Origin of the sequence: Streptomyces coffeae, from assembly GCF_016741875.1 — a bacterium.
GTDB classification, from domain to species: domain Bacteria; phylum Actinomycetota; class Actinomycetes; order Streptomycetales; family Streptomycetaceae; genus Streptomyces; species Streptomyces coffeae.
On record NZ_JAERRF010000024.1, the window covers coordinates 111,245 to 125,831 of the forward strand.

Consider the following 14,587-nt stretch of genomic DNA (forward strand, 5'->3'; position numbering starts at 1 on the left):
CTTGCCCGGGCCTAGATCATCTTATCGAGTTAATGCCACTGGCTTCTCAGGGCCGACGGGGCGCACCAGCCGCTAGTGTTCCTGGCCATCTGGACGGATTCCTGGATGTTTGCCCCTCCTTTCCTCTTTCCCGGTGACACGCACGCCGGCGACCGCCCTTACGAAGGAGAGCTCGCCCGATGACAGTTGAGACCAGCCCGGAAGCACCGCTGGAGCCGCCTCGGCAGTCGAGCCTGAGCACGGCGGCTGCCCGCAACCTTGCGACCACGACCAAGTCCGTCCCGCAGATGCAGGGGATCACCTCTCGCTGGCTGCTGCGGACGCTTCCCTGGGTTGAGGTCAGGGGCGGCACCTACCGGGTGAACCGTCGGCTGAGTTACACCGTCGGCGATGGGCGCATCGACTTCGTCCAGGACGGTGCGGACGTACGGGTGATCCCCCGCGAGCTCGGCGAACTGGCCCTGCTGCGTGGCTTCGAGGACCAAGAGGTGCTGACCGCGATCGCCGACCGGTGCGTCCAACGCGACTTCCGTGTCGGCGAAACGCTGGTCGTGCGTGGTACACCCGCCGAGCAGTTCCACCTGATCGCCCACGGCCGCATCAGGCAGACCTCCGTCGGCAAGTACGGCGACGAGACCGCCGTCGCCGTCCTTGCCGACGGCGACCGGTTCGGTGAGAACGCCCTGTTGGACACGGACGCCCGGTGGGACTGCACCGCCACCGCCGAGACCGCCGGCACCCTGCTCACCCTGTCCCGCGCCGACTTCGCCGCCGTGCTGTCCGCAGCGCCCAGCCTCCAGGACCACATCCGGGAGTTCCGTTCGCTTCTCGGCCAGCGGCAGAACCGTCGCGGCGAGGCCGAGATCGCCTTGTCGGCCGGTCACACCGGGGAACCCGCGCTGCCCGGCACGTTTGTGGACTACGAGCTGAAGCCGCGCGAGTACGAACTCTCCGTCGCGCAGACCGTTCTGCGGATCCACACCAGGGTCGCCGACCTCTACAACGAACCCATGAACCAGACCGAGGAGCAGCTCAGGCTCGTCATCGAGGCGCTGCGCGAGCGCCAGGAGCATGAGCTGATCAACAACCGGGAGTTCGGTCTGCTCCACAACGCGGACTTCAAGCAGCGCATCCAGACCCACTCCGGCCCGCCTACCCCGGACGACCTCGACGAGCTGCTCTGCCGCCGCCGCGGCTCCAAGTTCTTCCTCGCCCACCCAAGGGCGATCGCGGCGATCGGGCGTGAGTTCAACTCCCGCGGCCTCTACCCGACCCACGTCGACCTCGGCGGGCAGCAGGTCCCGGCCTGGCGCGGGGTCCCGATCCTGCCCTGCAACAAGATCCCCATCACCAGAGAGAACACCAGCTCGATCCTCGTCATGCGCACCGGAGAGGACAACCAGGGCGTCATCGGTCTGCGCCAGACCGGCCTGCCGGAGGAGTACGAACCGGGGCTGTCGGTGCGCTTCATGGGCATCGACGAAAGGTCGATCATCTCCTACCTCGTCACCGCCTACTACTCCGCCGCCATCCTGGTGCCGGACGCGCTCGGCGTATTGGAGAACGTGCAGATCGCCCGCAGCCACGACTAGAAGACCGGCGCAGCCCGGCGGCTACAACAGCCCGGCCCCTCTCCGGGCCGGCCGAGCACGCCCGGGATCCGGACAGCCACCCACCCCACCGAGGAGCCACGGATGCCCGCCCCTGAGCTTTCCCCTCCGCAATCGAGCCTGCCTGCGGCCGCTTCCCGCTCCGGGGCGTACGTCCTCGCCGAGGCCGCCGCCCGCGCCCGCGACATCAAGGGCGCCACCGGCGCCCGCCCCCTTGCGCCTCCCTTGCCCGCCCCGCCTCCCGTCGATATTCCTGCCGTCGAGGTGCGCACACCCAGCGTCGACCTGGAACGGATCCTGCGTGGTCCCAGCGGCCTGGGCACGGCAAGCCTGCGCTTGGCCCGGCGCGAGGAGCGGCCGACGCCGCCGGCGCCAGCAGAAGGCAACCCGATCCCGGGCCTCTACTACCACCCGGTGCCGGAGCCCGACCCCGTGCGAGTGGAAGAGGTCAGCCGCAGGATCAAGGCTTGGGCAGGGGACGAGGTCGACCTGTACCCCGAGGACTGGGAGGATCAGTTCGACGGCTTCTCCGTGGGGCGCTACATGGTCGCCTGCCACCCGGACGCGCCCACCGTCGACCACCTGATGCTCGCCACGCGCCTGATGGTGGCCGAGAACGCGGTGGACGACTGCTACTGCGAGGACCACGGAGGCTCGCCCATCGGCCTCGGCGAACGCCTTCTGCTAGCACACACCGCACTCGACCCCCTGTACACGACGGAGGAGTATCAGCCGCGGTGGGCGGAGTCGCTCCATTCTGATGCGCCTCGACGCGCCTACCGCTCCGCCATGGAGTACTTCCTCCAAGAGGCCAGCCCCTCCCAGGCCGACCGGTTCCGGCACGACATGGCCCGTCTGCACATGGGGTACCTCGCCGAGGCCGCCTGGGCCCAGACGGACCAGGTTCCCGAGGTGTGGGAATACCTGGCGATGCGCCAGTTCAACAACTTCCGCCCCTGCCCCACTATCACCGACACCGTCGGCGGCTACGAACTACCGGCTGACCTGCACGCTCAGCCCGCCATGCAGCGGGTCATCGCGCTCGCCGGGAACGCCACCACCATCGTGAACGACCTGTACTCGTACACCAAGGAACTCGCCGCGCCCGGGCGGCATTTGAACCTGCCCGTGGTGATCGCCGAACGTGAGGGCCTCTCCGACCGGGACGCCTACCTGAAGGCGGTCGAGGTCCACAACGACCTCATGCACGACTTCGAAGCCGAGGCCGCAGCCGTGGCCGACGCCTGCCCCGTCCCGAGCGTGCAGCGCTTTCTCCGGGGCGTGGCCGTCTGGGTCGACGGCAACCACTACTGGCACCAGACCAACACCTTTCGCTACAGCCTGCCCGACTTCTGGTAAGGAGAATGGACTTATCCATGACCAGCACCGAGCTCAGCACCCACATCGCCACCTCCGCCGGCAGCTCCCTGTTCATCCCGGCCCCGACGACGCCCTACCAAGGGGACATCGCCCGCTACTGGGACCGCGAGGCCAGGCCGGTGAATCTGCGTCTCGGCGATGTTGATGGCCTTTACCACCACCACTACGGCATCGGAGACGTCGACCACACAGCCCTCGGCGACGCCAACGACAGCACATACGAGAAGAAGTTGATCGCCGAGCTCCACCGCCTGGAGTCGGCACAGGCCGAACTCCTCCTGGACCACCTCGGCCCCATTGAGCGTGACGACACGCTCGTGGACGCCGGCTGCGGCCGCGGCGGCTCGATGGTCATGGCCCACCAGCGCTTCGGGTGCAGGGTCGAGGGCGTCACACTGTCGGCCAAGCAGGCCGACTTCGCCAACCAGCGTGCCCGCGAACTCGGCATCGAGGACCACATCCACGCCCGCGTCTGCAACATGCTCGGTACGCCCTTCGAGTCCGGGCGGGCCGCGGCCTCATGGAACAACGAGTCGAGCATGTACGTCGACCTGCACGACCTCTTCGCCGAGCACTCCCGCATCCTCGCGGTCGGCGGCCGCTACGTGACCATCACCGGCTGCTGGAACCCACGTTACGGCCAGCCCTCGAAGTATGTCTCCCAGATCAACGCGCACTTCGAGTGCAACATCCACTCCCGCCGGGAATACCTGCGCTCCATGGCCGACAATCGCCTCGTACCGCAGGCCGTCATCGACCTCACTCCCGCGACCCTGCCCTACTGGGAGTTGCGGGCGACGTCCTCACTGGTCACTGGCATTGAAGAAGCGTTCATCAATTCCTACAAGGACGGCTCCTTCCAGTACCTCCTGATCGCAGCCGACCGCATCTGATCGCCGGCCTGCTAAAACGCCTGCTGAAAGGCCGAACCGTCCCTTTCAGCAGGCCGCCGAGCCTCCGGTACCCCAGGTCGAGGCGTGTACGGATTCACGCCCAGGGGCATCACTCCTGTCTGTCGACGCACCACATCGGGGGGCACGTTGGACACGAGTGCAGGCAAGGGCCCTGGCAGACGCATCGGCCGGGCGGTGTTCCATCTCGCCATGACGGTCTTGGTCCTCACGCTCGCCGTACGCACCTATGAGGAGACCGCTGTCGCGCACGCCCGGTCAGCCGGGTCCTTGCGGACTACGTGGGCCACCGTGGTGGAGACGACGTCCCACACGCGTTTCGGGCATACGGGCGGCGGTCAGGACGGCGGCGGCAAGCCGTACACCTCTCACTCGTACACGGTCGAACTCCGCTTGGGCAAGGAGCTGAAGACCGTCGGCGAGGTCGGGACCGACGCCATGGATGAGCTCATAGAGGGTCGGCAGGTCGAGGTGGGTCTGTGGCACGGGCGGATCGTGGAGATCGCGGGGCACAACGTATGGCCCGGCTGGCACGTCACGGCGCTGGACGGGACGTTGTACGTGCTGTATCCGCTGATCATGGGCTATCTGATCGCGCTGGCCGTGTCCGCGCGGGCGGCTGTGGCGGGACGGACGGCTGTGGCGGGCAGGAGCAATCGGGTCCGGCTGACACGAGAGGACCGGTTCGGAGCGTTCTGGCCCGGATTCCTCGTCGGTCTGGCGGGAATTCTTGTGCTCCTCATGTGCGGAGCCTTCGGGAACGGGCCCGTGTACTGGCCGGTCATCCCCGCGGGCGCCGGAGTGATCGTCGCTGTGGTGAGGTTGCAGCGGATGATCCGGCGACGCAGGGGCGCTTCCCTTGAAGAAGGGCCTGACAGGGCGTCACCGGCCGACGCCTGACGTCGTCAGGTGCAGACCTCTGCCCCTGCGACACTGAACCGCCTTACCATAATGGAGTGTTAAGGGGGAGAACACGCGGGCTGGCCTGCCTCTGCATTCTCGTGCTGGGCGGGTTGACGCTCTACGCGGCGTTCGGCGATGTGCACGGCGCGGCGCGTACCCATCTGTCAGTGGCCATCGGCAGCCTATGGTGCTTGTTGCTGCTGCTGGACTTCCCCGCCATCCGGCCGACTGCACCCCAGGCCGTACCGCGCACCGCACATGTCGCGTTCATGGGACGACTGCTGATCAGCCTGCTTTGGCTGGCCCGCGCGCTGGTCGGGGGCCTGATGGCCTACCAGGTCTCCGGTCAGCTCCAGGAACAGCCCGGCTTCCACACCCTCTCCGCGGCGCTGTCGGCCGCTGGCCAGCTGCTGTCACTGGCCCTGGAGTGCGGCCGAGCGATGGCCGGTTTCCACCCGGAGTGGGGGTTCACACGCAGGCCGCTCAGTGTGCTGCGCTTCCTCCTCAACGCCACCTTCGGGGTCCTGCTCGCCGGGTATGCGAGCGTCCTGCCGGGTGTGGTGGAGACCGTCCTGACCTGGGTCCCCTCCCACACCTATGCGCTGAGCACGCACGTCCTGCCGGGCTGGCTGGACTGGACGGCCGGACCGGTCACCATGGTGCTGTGCATGGTGTGGTTCGGTCTGGTGGTCCCGCGACGACTGGAGCGGCTACGGCCGCGGCCCCGACGCCAAACAACAGCGTGCGCTGCGGGTGCACGAGAAACCGCTGACGGACGAGGAGCGAAGCGAACTGCGTGAGCGGACCGCTGCGGCCGCCGTCGCTCTGGCCCCCACCGACTGGCACACCCTGCTGCTGCGCTACCGCGCCGTGGTGGACCACCAGGAGGTGGACCTGGTGGTCGACCCACCCTCGCCCTGGCCAAACACGCCCGAGACGAGGGAGGAAGAGGATGGCGGGGAGGAGGAAGAGGAGAGGGAGGCTCAGGTCGAGCCAACCGTTGTGCCACTGCCCGACTTCCCGGAGCTCGACGCCCTGTGGCGGCTGCGTGAAGCCACCTATCGTGCCGGACTGGGCGCGCCTGCCGTGCAGGAGGCGACCATCTCCCGGCAACCGGACTCCCCCACGGGGTGGCGTCTCGACCACTGGTCCCATGACCTTGCCGTCGCCCCTGCCTTCAGCACTCCCCCACCCCGCCGCGCCTACCGGCGCGACCTGCGGCACTTCCCCTGCGTGCGGGGGCGCCGCCCGTTCTGGCTCCGGGCACGCGCGGCTCGGGTGGGCTAGCCACTGCTCACGGGCTCGGCCAGGACCTGGCAGGGCATCCGCTCACACCAGGACGACGCAGTCTCGCCGCTCCAGTTCGGTCAGCAGCGACGCGGAGGGTTCGCAGGCGTTCCAGCGCAGGTCCAGCTTCTCCAGTGAGGGCATGTCGACGACCCAGTCCGGCAGCCTTGTGAGGCGGTTGCTTCTCACATCCAGCTGCCGCAGCCGGGGCAAGCGGGCCAGCGTCTCCGGCAGTTCGGCCAGGAGGTTCTCCCGCAGATCCAGGTGGCGCAGCTGATGGAGGTCGGCGGTGGATGCGGGGAGGGTGGTGATCGCGTTGCCCCGGAGCCACAGTTCGCGCAGGTTACGGAGGTGGCCGAGGCTGTCGGGCAGCGTGGTCAGCCCGTTGTGCTGCGCCCGGAGTTCGATCAGGCCGGTCATCCGGCCGATGGCTTCGGGCAGTGTGGTGAGCTTGTTCTCGCCGACGTTGAGGTAGCGAAGCCGCGTGAGCTTTCCCAGGGCGTCAGGAACCGTGGTCAGGCCGTTGTCGTGCAGGTAGAGGAAACCGCTGAGTTCAGCCAGGTTGCCGAGTTCATCGGGCACCGAGGTGAGGTGGTTGTGCCCGAGATCCAGGGTGGTCAGCCGGTACAGCCGTCCGACCTCCCGCGGGAGGTCCGTAAGCCCGTTGTCGGCGAGGATCAGCACCTCGAGCTCGGTACGCTCCCAGACCGACTCGGGTACTGTGCCGAGCTGTTGACGCCAGAGGTTCAGTACGTGCGCCATGGTGCGCTCCTTTGCCGTGGTGCGCCGACGATTCAGGTCCGGCTGTCCTCTATGCGCCGCAGGGTACAGAGGCACGGGCCTTCCCCGCGCCCGCCGGTGCTCCGGGCTGCCGGGAGCAGCGGCGCCGGCAGTGCCCACTGCCCGTCGGTCATCGGCCGAGGGTCTCCACGGGGGTCGCGCCGGGGCGGGTCCACTGCGGCACGGGGCGGCTGGTCGGGCCCCAGGTGGCGTTCCCGTCCGCGTCCGAGCGCCAGAACCAGCACGGCCTGCGCCCCTCGGGCCAGCCTTCCGGGTTGTCCTCCCACGCCTCGCCGCGGCCGTAGGGCGTCATGTCGAGCAGGCCCAAGGACCCGTTGACTCGCTCGTTGCCACGGCCCGTCGTGGAGTAGGTGAGGAACACGCGGTCGCCGTCGCGCAGGAAGCAGGTGAGGTAACCCATGTCGCCGCCGACCGGAGCCTCCACGTCGCGCACCGAGTACCAGGGCTCGGTGTAACCCATGAACTCGACGTAGGAGGCCACCTCGTCCCAACGGCCCGTGGTCAGGATGGCGAACGAGACGCCACGGGCGTTGAGGTAGGCGGCATCCTTCAGGTGCCAGGCCGTGGTGGTGCAGCCCTCGCACTGCCCCTGGTGCGGCGCGCCGTCGTACCACATGTGCTTGTAGACCACGAGCTCGTCGCGGCCCTGGAACAGGTTCAGGAACGCGACCGGGCCGTCGGGTCCGACGACCTCGACCGTCCCGTCGAGCTCCACCATCGGCAGTCGGCGGCGGGCCGCGGCGAGGGCGTCGCCCTCGCGGGTGTGGGCCTTCTCCCGAACCAGAAGCTCGTCACGAGCGGTCTGCCAGGTGGCCAGGTCAACGACGGGAGGGCGGCCGGGCAGCGCGGTGTTCGGGTCGTCCGGCGTGGTCGTCATGGTGTCCTCCGTGGTGTCTCGTGCCGGGCAGCGTCGTACGACGTCCTACGACGGTCACCACAACAGACTCGCGACCCGGCCGAAACTCATCGCGGCAGGGGGCGCCCTCGGCCGAGCCTGCACGGACCACGTCGGGCTGACAAGTTCACAGAGGCGCTCGAGTCACACCTGGGGTCGGCGGTCGGTCGACTGGACGATCGCCGCGGCAGGGCACAGGGCGACGGCCTCGCGCACCGCGTCCTGCGTTTCGGCGGGCGGCTCGGGGCGCAGGTCGACCTCCTCGGCCGGTATGTCCAGGCGCAGGGGAAGCGGTTGACCAGCGTGGGGAAGGCGACCCGCATCTCGACGCGGGCCAGTTGCCGGCCCAGGCACTGGTGCTGCCATGGCCGAAGCTCAGGTGTCCGGGGGTGGCCACCTGCATCCGGCCCCCGGCCACGCAGCCCGACCTGTCCGGCGCCCCTTGTGACGAAACCCCTGCCACAGAGAGCGACGAGACGTCCGCTCGCCCCGCGAGTACTGCTCACATGCATGCCGACAGCGTGCGCTCATCGCTGCGGGGGAAGCCAAGCCAGAACCAGACCAAGGCATCATCGCCAAGGCGCGCCAGGAGCAGAACCGGCCGGCCCGCGAGCGTGAGCTCCTGCGTTCCGCGGGCCCAGTACAGATCGCCACAGCGCGGGCGCGGTACGCGGAGCTCGCGCGCGCGATGTCCTGGTGGTCTCTCGAGGGTGGCGGCGACCGGCGGTTGAATGCTCCATGAACGGCCGTTCGGGTGGTCAGGCGGTCAGCGCCGCAAGCTCCGCGTTGGCGCGCCCGGTGACCAGGGCGAGGACGCGGCCGGCGGCAGCCAGGTCCTCGGCGGGTATCCCGCCCCAGATGCGGGCGGTGATGGGGGCGGTCTCGGCGCCGAGGGCGGCGATCAGCTCGCGCCCTGTCTCCGTGGGGTGAAGGTGCGCGTCGTCCGCGACGAGCAGCTGCTTGGCCAGAAGCTCGTCGAGCGTGGCGCGGATGTCGGCCGGATCGGCCTTGAGGGAGCCCCGGACCTGGGTGATGAGATCGTCCGGCGTCTGCGGGGCGTCGGCGGTCACCGCGGCGCGCAGGGCGATCTGCTGCCGGAATGTGGTGCCGTGCCGGGCCAGGACGTGTGCCAGAACACCACGAGCGGCGTAGTGGGCCAGGCCGAGGGCGCGGGCATCGGCGACGGGTGCGGTGGTGGATGCAGTGGCGGTCATCGTGTTGTCCCCTGAGTGCTCTCGTGGTGCGGTACGGATGGAGCGAGAGGTACGTCGAGCAGGGTCGTCAGCTCGTCGGTGAACGCGCGGGTCCGCGGGGCGTCGAGGCCGCCGAGCGGCTCCAGCAACCGCTGAAGCAGTTCCTGGACCACCGCGATGGCCTGCCGCGTGACGGCCTGGCCCTGCTCGGTGAGCGCGAGCTGTACGGCGCGCGGGTCGCGGGGATCGCGGGTGCGCTCGATCAGGCCGGCCGACTCCAGGGCGCGCGCCAGCTTCGAGACGTACAGCGCCTCCAGGCCGGTGTGGTCGGCGAGTCGGCGCTGGCTGGGCCGCTCGCCGGTGCGCTGCATGCCGTGCAGCGACGCGACCAGTGAGTACTGCGCGTGGGTGAGGCCCAGCGGAGCCACCGCGCGATCGACCGCGACGCGCCACTTGTTGGCGAGCCGCCATACCAGGAAGCCGGGCGTGGGACCCGGAGAACCCTTGCTCATGCCGGATAGATTACATGGCTACTGTGTCCATGGCTACTATTTTCTGGCAGACGTGAGGGCGCACCCGAAGCCCAGTTCGGGCAGGGGAAGTGGGACGCGCCTCGCGCTGTAACGCCAGGGCCTCCCCAAGCGCTGGCACGGGCCTTGCCCCCTGTTCAGCCGGAATCCCTGGTTCGCGTCGTCAGCCGTTGCCGGTGGACGGCGGGGCGAACGTCGGGAAATCGGGAACATGCACATCAGGCGGTGTCGACATGGTGGTCAGAGCCTCCAGGAGCGGAAGCCCTCGGCCGAGGAGGACGGCGAGGGCGACCGCCGTGATGGCGAAGAACACTACGCGTCGTCTCCAGAACGCCAACCGGTCATACGGGAAATCCCGCAATTCCGGCAGGAGCCGGAAGACGAGACATGACTCCAGCGAGAAGAACCGCAGGGCCCGGGGCATCTGGAGGGAGACGGCCCGCGGGCTCCAGTCCTCCGAGAAGCGGAGGGCCGCCACCAGTCGCTGACCTGCGGGCCGACGAAAGGACAACCCGGGAAGCGGATGAGGCAGCAGCAGCGCCGCCCGTTCGCGGAAGTGCTCGTAGAGGTCTTGGTCACCCGGCACCAGGATGACCAATTGCTCGGGCCGCAACAACCGCTGTGCCTGCTGGAGTTCCCAGAACAGTGACTCACCTTCCCCGCAGCGCATCACGGTGAGCCGACAGGAGGACATGAGTGTGGTCACCGCAGGGCGCCAGTCCTTTTCCCTGACCCTGCCCTTCGCCGCTCCCAGTGTTTCGATCTCGTCGTCCAAACCGATGAACGGCCCTATGCCGGCCATCGCCGTGGCGACCGCCTCCTCTTCGGTGACCAGGGAGCCGGGTCTGGAGGGCTGTCTGGCCTGCTTGTCGTCCCGGAACGACCGCAGATAGAGCACCGGCGGCCGTGGATCGGCCATCATGACGGCGCGTGCGCCCTTGGCTTCCTTCATCTCACGGGCGCGCAGCGCCGCACGGCACCGTGGCCACGCGACCAGCGTGATGAACGCGGCGACCGGGAGGAACCCCAACGGCACGCCCGCGATCTGCGGTCCTGCTGCGAGCCGGTAGGCGCCGGCGACGAGGAACACAGCGAAGAACAGCAGGAACGCCACGACCCAGGAGCCGCAGCCCGCGGCGAACCGCTGCCGTGGTGCGACATCGTCCAGCACCCCGAGCACGTCATGCTCTCGCCGGGAGGCGTAGGCACCCAGTACGAGACACGGCCGGGAGGATGCCGGTGGCCGATCCGCATCCTCCCGGGTACCGAAACCGTGACGGTGGTAGAGCGTCCGCCTCTGTGCCCCGGCGGTTACCCGCCCCGTGAGGTAGGTGGCACCCGAGGCGTACGCCCAACGCAGCGCGGCATGCATCAGTGCGTCTTCCACCACCCGAACGTCACCAAAGGCCACGGACCGTTCGACCTGAAGGTGTGTGATCTCCCGGGCGTGCGGGGCGTCGGACGGTGTCCGGATACGGACCGCTCCCGCCGTTCCTGCACCCAGTTCCGCGCGGGCTGCGAAGGCGGTGTGGTCGTCAGCGGCGGAATCGATCCGCACCCGCACCGACGAACGGCGCGCTTCCGCCGCTCTATGCGCCTCCAGCAACCGGGCCGCGAACAGCACGTTGGCACCCTCGCGCAGGGCATTGAGAACCAGTGTGTCCGGGTCGTCGAACGGCTCGGGGGGCGGGGCGCCACCGCCCGGCAGATGGAGGCGAAGGGTGGGGAAGGGGCGGTGGGTGTATGTGAGGCCGTCGAGCGCCGCGATCGGGATCACCCGCGGTGCCCCGTCGGAGCCGTGATGGGCTCCGCCGGTGAGCCTGAGCATGCGGCCGTCGAACTCCGCCTGGCTCAGGACCGCCCGCAACACCCGGGGCGGGGACGGTACGGGCATCACGATCCCGGAGTGGTGCTGCGGCCCGGCCTCGGCAATGGCGCGTTCCAGGAGACGGTGCAGCTGCTCGGCCTGCTGGAGTTCACTGCGGTGGAAGCGGACCACGTAGGGGTCAGCCGCCTCGGGCAACTGGTTCCCGAGTACCCCGGCCACGGCGTCCGCACCGGGGTGCGGAACCAGCCGGAGCATGCCCCACCTGGCGTGGCCCCGCGGGGGACTGAGCACGATACCGGACAGCGCTTGAACGGGAACCGGACGGCCGCTGAGGGCGTGCAGCAGGGACCGGTGGCCCTGCCGCGCGTAGGTGAGGACACAGTGCCGCCCGTCGAACTCCAGACGCGTACCGCCGCCCCCTTCCCACCGCGTCGCCACGCCCGCCTCCCGGCCTTCCTCAGGCCCATCCGCCGGGCACAACGAGCCCATCCGCGCCTCCCCCGTCCAGCCGCTGTCGTCCACCATTACACCGCCCTGTAGCCGTCACAAGACTCCGCATGCCTCCGGCAGGAGGCGAGCATGTACCCCACGGTCAGGGACAGTTGATAGTGCATGCGGGCACTGCTGACCGCCGAGCATCATGCCCCGGAGGAACCACACACCCTCCCGACCAACGGTGAGATCACTTGTCCCCGGTCTGCCAGTGCCCGGGCGTACCACGTCAGAGCTGCGTGACCTTGCCGTTCTCAGCCGATCTTGGCAGGCGCGGCGGCTGACTTCATCTCCCTCCGGTCCGTCGGGTGGCCACCTGAGAAGCGAGGGGGGAATGACGATCCGATTTCCTGGGCAAGGTTGCGACAATCCTGGGCTCCCGGCCTGCCCATCAAGGTGCGGTGCGTCAGCTGGGGCATCGCTCAGGCAGCGGTCGGCAGGTGGCGAAGGGAAACACCGGGCATGAGTGGGAATCCGTCCTTCTTAGGAGAGGGAGAGCCGTCGGCGCGCAGTGCGCAGCGGACGCGCGCGGGGCGTGCGCTGGTCGCCACCGGGTGGGCTCTGCGGGTGGTGGGGACAGTGGTGGGCTTGGCAGGTGCTGTGTTCTTCAGGGGCGGATTGAACAGCGATCATGTGCCGTCAGGTTTCACGCAGCCGCTGTGGTGGTTGCGTGAGTTGGGGGGCATGGTGGTCCTCTGCGTCGGCGTGTGCATCTTCCTCGTCGGCCGTCTTGTGGTCGTGCGGGGCAAGCAGCACACCGCCGGTGTCATCGATTGTGTGCACGGGCTCGCGGGGACTCGCTATGTCCTGTACCTGCGCCCGTTCTCCAACGACCCGGACATGGCCTCTCTGCCTGACGATCTGACGGGCGGTGGAGCGAACACCGAGAACCTCTTCTTCGTCTCCGGGCTTACCCACGAAGAGGCTTTGGTCCGCCGTTTCCGCCCTTTCGGCCGCGTCGTCGCGATCGGCAGGCCCGGGGAGCCGCTCCCTCTTCCCGGGGCGGCACGCGCGTACCTGCCCCTCGATGACTGGCAGGACGCCGTGAGCGGCCTGATCGAGGGCGCGCATGTGGTGCTGCTGTCGGCCGGCCCCGGCCCGGGGACGGTATGGGAGTTCGTCGAGGCACTGCGTGTACTGCCGCCCGAGAGGCTGGTGCTGCTGGCCTACTGCGATCCTGCGGCCTATAACCGCTTCCGCGAGGCGGTCGCCGAGGAGTACTCGCGACGGTCTCGTACTGATCCGGCGGGACCGGCTACAGACGTGTGGCCGCCACTTCCAGCCCTGCCGGACTTCCCTCCTCCCTCTCGCTCACAGCGGCCACGCTGGGAGGTACTGCTGAACGGCGGCCGAAAGCGGCTGCGCTGGGATTTCCCCCTCAAGGGCCTCGTCGCCTTCGGTCCGGACTGGCAGGCAACCTTCATCCGGTTCGATCCGACAACACTGCGTGTACCGAGCCCGGTGACGCTACACCGACTGGTCAAACGCGAACTCCAGCCCGTCTTGGACAAGTTGACGGCACTGTCCGAGCCGCATTGACCCGTCCGCAGCCAGTGGTCGGCCATCCTGGGGCCAAAGCCGGCATCGACGACACACTCTGGAACGAGGGGCGTCAGCGTTGGACGACTCTGATGCCACGGACCAGTACCAACGGGCGAGTGCCTGGCCTGGTCTGTGATGATGCGCTCCGACCGTCAGCTCAACGCCGCCACGTACGCCGCGATCGGTGCGCTGGAGCGGCAGCTGCCGGGGTTCGCGCACTCGGACGCGGAGTGGGGCCACCCCGAAGCAACGGCGAGGTGATGGGGCCGTTTCCAAGAAACAGGCTATGACCCATCGGTCGGGACGTCATCATGGTGGGTGTGATGCCTGATCCGCGCAGTGCACCGCCTTCCATCTCGGACAAGTCCTCGGCTGGGGACGCGCCCGAGGCAGTCCGAGAGCCATCGCTGTCGGTCCTGGAGCTGTACAAGCTGGCCGTGGAGATGGCCGACCGGGTATCCGCGCGGCGCGGCCAGGCGAACGCCTTCTTCCTCACCGTCCAGACCGCCTTCATCAGCGTGATCAGCATTGACTTGCCGAATCTGCGACAGGAACCCCTGTGGGTTGCACCGGTCATCGCATTGGCGGGGGCGGTGATCTCGATGACCTGGTGGCTGCAACTGCGTAGCTATCGTGACCTGAACCGAGCGAAGTTCGCAGTCATCAACGCGATCGAGACACAGCTCCCGGTCCAGGTCTTCACCGATGAGTGGGGGCATCTGACCCGAACTCCAGCGATCTCCAGACGGGTGCGCTACGCCGAACTCGGTTTCAGTGAGCGGATGATTCCGTGGGTCTTCGTTCTCTTGCATGGCTTGCTGTGCTTGGGCAGGCTGCTCGCATGACCTGCCGTGACCTACCTGCGTGAGGAGCTCACAGCACGGTTGGACCGGGCGAGAGCTGACTGCACGTCCTCCCCCGACCACGACGTGCCTCATCCCGCCTGGCAGGTGGGCAACTCAGCCCAGTGAGTCACGGTTTCAGCACGGTTGACGTGCTCCCTGGCCTAAAGTCCAGGGATTCCGGCCTGGGTCGTCTGACCCTTCCGGGGCTTCCTGCTTCAACGCGCTGTGCCGGGACTTTCGTCCTGGTCTCACCGGCGCTCCACGAGGCGTTTAGCGTCTCCGCCCGTCCGGCGGCGACGATGCGGCGTCCTTCGAAGAGGACGTTGCGGGCTGCGTTGTGGTCGCGGTCGTGCATGGTGCCGCACTGGCC

The 14,587-nt window shown here is 68.5% G+C and carries 14 protein-coding genes and 1 pseudogene; 9 read left to right on the forward strand and 6 right to left on the reverse strand.

Annotation, left to right across the window (positions count from 1 at the left end):
* Window positions 1–179 precede the first annotated feature (179 nt).
* The 6 genes from JK363_RS31295 to JK363_RS31320 all read left to right on the forward strand — a co-directional run bounded on the left by JK363_RS31295 (window position 180) and on the right by JK363_RS31320 (window position 6,091).
* Window positions 180–1,592: a family 2B encapsulin nanocompartment shell protein gene (locus JK363_RS31295; protein ID WP_201880332.1), complete on the forward strand. Its 1,413-nt coding sequence runs from the start codon at window positions 180–182 to the stop codon at window positions 1,590–1,592.
* A gap of 102 nt (window positions 1,593–1,694) precedes the next feature.
* On the forward strand, window positions 1,695–2,969 hold the full coding sequence (locus tag JK363_RS31300; protein ID WP_236076236.1) for a family 2 encapsulin nanocompartment cargo protein terpene cyclase: 1,275 nt from the start codon (window positions 1,695–1,697) through the stop codon (window positions 2,967–2,969).
* Window positions 2,970–2,986: 17 nt separating this feature from the next.
* Window positions 2,987–3,883 carry a geranyl diphosphate 2-C-methyltransferase gene (locus tag JK363_RS31305; RefSeq protein ID WP_201880335.1) on the forward strand — a complete coding sequence of 299 codons (897 nt, stop codon included), beginning with the start codon at window positions 2,987–2,989 and terminating at the stop codon, window positions 3,881–3,883.
* A gap of 210 nt (window positions 3,884–4,093) precedes the next feature.
* Window positions 4,094–4,801, forward strand: coding sequence for a hypothetical protein (locus JK363_RS31310; RefSeq protein WP_201880338.1), 708 nt, complete (start codon window positions 4,094–4,096; stop codon window positions 4,799–4,801).
* A 113-nt stretch (window positions 4,802–4,914) separates the two neighbouring features.
* A complete protein-coding gene (locus JK363_RS31315; RefSeq protein ID WP_201880340.1) occupies window positions 4,915–5,604 on the forward strand; it encodes a hypothetical protein in 690 nt (229 codons plus the stop codon).
* On the forward strand, window positions 5,558–6,091 hold the full coding sequence (locus JK363_RS31320; protein WP_201880342.1) for a hypothetical protein: 534 nt from the start codon (window positions 5,558–5,560) through the stop codon (window positions 6,089–6,091). Before JK363_RS31315 ends, JK363_RS31320 begins: the two co-directional genes overlap by 47 nt.
* Before the next feature lie 42 nt (window positions 6,092–6,133).
* Here the strand turns inward: JK363_RS31320 and JK363_RS31325 are convergent, their stop codons facing one another.
* From JK363_RS31325 to JK363_RS31345, 6 genes and pseudogenes are all read right to left on the reverse strand, one after another.
* A complete protein-coding gene (locus tag JK363_RS31325) occupies window positions 6,134–6,853 on the reverse strand; it encodes a leucine-rich repeat domain-containing protein (RefSeq protein WP_201880344.1) in 720 nt (239 codons plus the stop codon).
* A gap of 148 nt (window positions 6,854–7,001) precedes the next feature.
* Window positions 7,002–7,769: a DUF899 domain-containing protein gene (locus JK363_RS31330; RefSeq protein ID WP_201880346.1), complete on the reverse strand. Its 768-nt coding sequence runs from the start codon at window positions 7,767–7,769 to the stop codon at window positions 7,002–7,004.
* Window positions 7,770–7,931: 162 nt separating this feature from the next.
* A pseudogene (locus JK363_RS43010) lies at window positions 7,932–8,172 on the reverse strand (ferredoxin); the annotation flags it as partial.
* 373 nt (window positions 8,173–8,545) lie between these two features.
* The gene (locus JK363_RS31335; RefSeq protein WP_201880347.1) at window positions 8,546–9,001 is read right to left on the reverse strand and encodes a winged helix DNA-binding protein; all 456 of its coding nucleotides are present in this window, start codon (window positions 8,999–9,001) and stop codon (window positions 8,546–8,548) included.
* Complete coding sequence (locus tag JK363_RS31340; RefSeq protein WP_201880351.1) at window positions 8,998–9,492, reverse strand: MarR family winged helix-turn-helix transcriptional regulator; 495 nt, start codon at window positions 9,490–9,492, stop codon at window positions 8,998–9,000. Before JK363_RS31340 ends, JK363_RS31335 begins: the two co-directional genes overlap by 4 nt.
* Window positions 9,493–9,673: 181 nt before the next feature.
* On the reverse strand, window positions 9,674–11,776 hold the full coding sequence (locus JK363_RS31345) for a DUF4429 domain-containing protein (RefSeq protein ID WP_201880353.1): 2,103 nt from the start codon (window positions 11,774–11,776) through the stop codon (window positions 9,674–9,676).
* Between the two features lie 642 nt (window positions 11,777–12,418).
* Between JK363_RS31345 and JK363_RS31350 the strand changes: the two genes are divergently transcribed.
* The 3 genes from JK363_RS31350 to JK363_RS31355 all read left to right on the forward strand — a co-directional run bounded on the left by JK363_RS31350 (window position 12,419) and on the right by JK363_RS31355 (window position 14,217).
* The gene (locus JK363_RS31350; RefSeq protein ID WP_201880355.1) at window positions 12,419–13,369 is read left to right on the forward strand and encodes a hypothetical protein; all 951 of its coding nucleotides are present in this window, start codon (window positions 12,419–12,421) and stop codon (window positions 13,367–13,369) included.
* Window positions 13,370–13,492: 123 nt separating this feature from the next.
* The gene (locus JK363_RS43945) at window positions 13,493–13,633 is read left to right on the forward strand and encodes a hypothetical protein (RefSeq protein WP_443726310.1); all 141 of its coding nucleotides are present in this window, start codon (window positions 13,493–13,495) and stop codon (window positions 13,631–13,633) included.
* Between the two features lie 62 nt (window positions 13,634–13,695).
* The gene (locus JK363_RS31355) at window positions 13,696–14,217 is read left to right on the forward strand and encodes a RipA family octameric membrane protein (protein ID WP_201880357.1); all 522 of its coding nucleotides are present in this window, start codon (window positions 13,696–13,698) and stop codon (window positions 14,215–14,217) included.
* The last annotated feature ends 370 nt before the right edge of the window (window positions 14,218–14,587 follow it).

Coding starts and splice junctions, on each gene's coding strand:
- JK363_RS31295 (WP_201880332.1), top strand. CDS start 180: ATGACAGTTGAGACCAGCCCGGAAGCACCGCTGGAGCCGCCTCGGCAG.
- JK363_RS31300 (WP_236076236.1), top strand. CDS start 1,695: ATGCCCGCCCCTGAGCTTTCCCCTCCGCAATCGAGCCTGCCTGCGGCC.
- JK363_RS31305 (WP_201880335.1), top strand. CDS start 2,987: ATGACCAGCACCGAGCTCAGCACCCACATCGCCACCTCCGCCGGCAGC.
- JK363_RS31310 (WP_201880338.1), top strand. CDS start 4,094: ATGACGGTCTTGGTCCTCACGCTCGCCGTACGCACCTATGAGGAGACC.
- JK363_RS31325 (WP_201880344.1), bottom strand. CDS start 6,853: ATGGCGCACGTACTGAACCTCTGGCGTCAACAGCTCGGCACAGTACCC.
- JK363_RS31330 (WP_201880346.1), bottom strand. CDS start 7,769: ATGACGACCACGCCGGACGACCCGAACACCGCGCTGCCCGGCCGCCCT.
- JK363_RS31335 (WP_201880347.1), bottom strand. CDS start 9,001: ATGACCGCCACTGCATCCACCACCGCACCCGTCGCCGATGCCCGCGCC.
- JK363_RS31340 (WP_201880351.1), bottom strand. CDS start 9,492: ATGAGCAAGGGTTCTCCGGGTCCCACGCCCGGCTTCCTGGTATGGCGG.
- JK363_RS31355 (WP_201880357.1), top strand. CDS start 13,696: ATGCCTGATCCGCGCAGTGCACCGCCTTCCATCTCGGACAAGTCCTCG.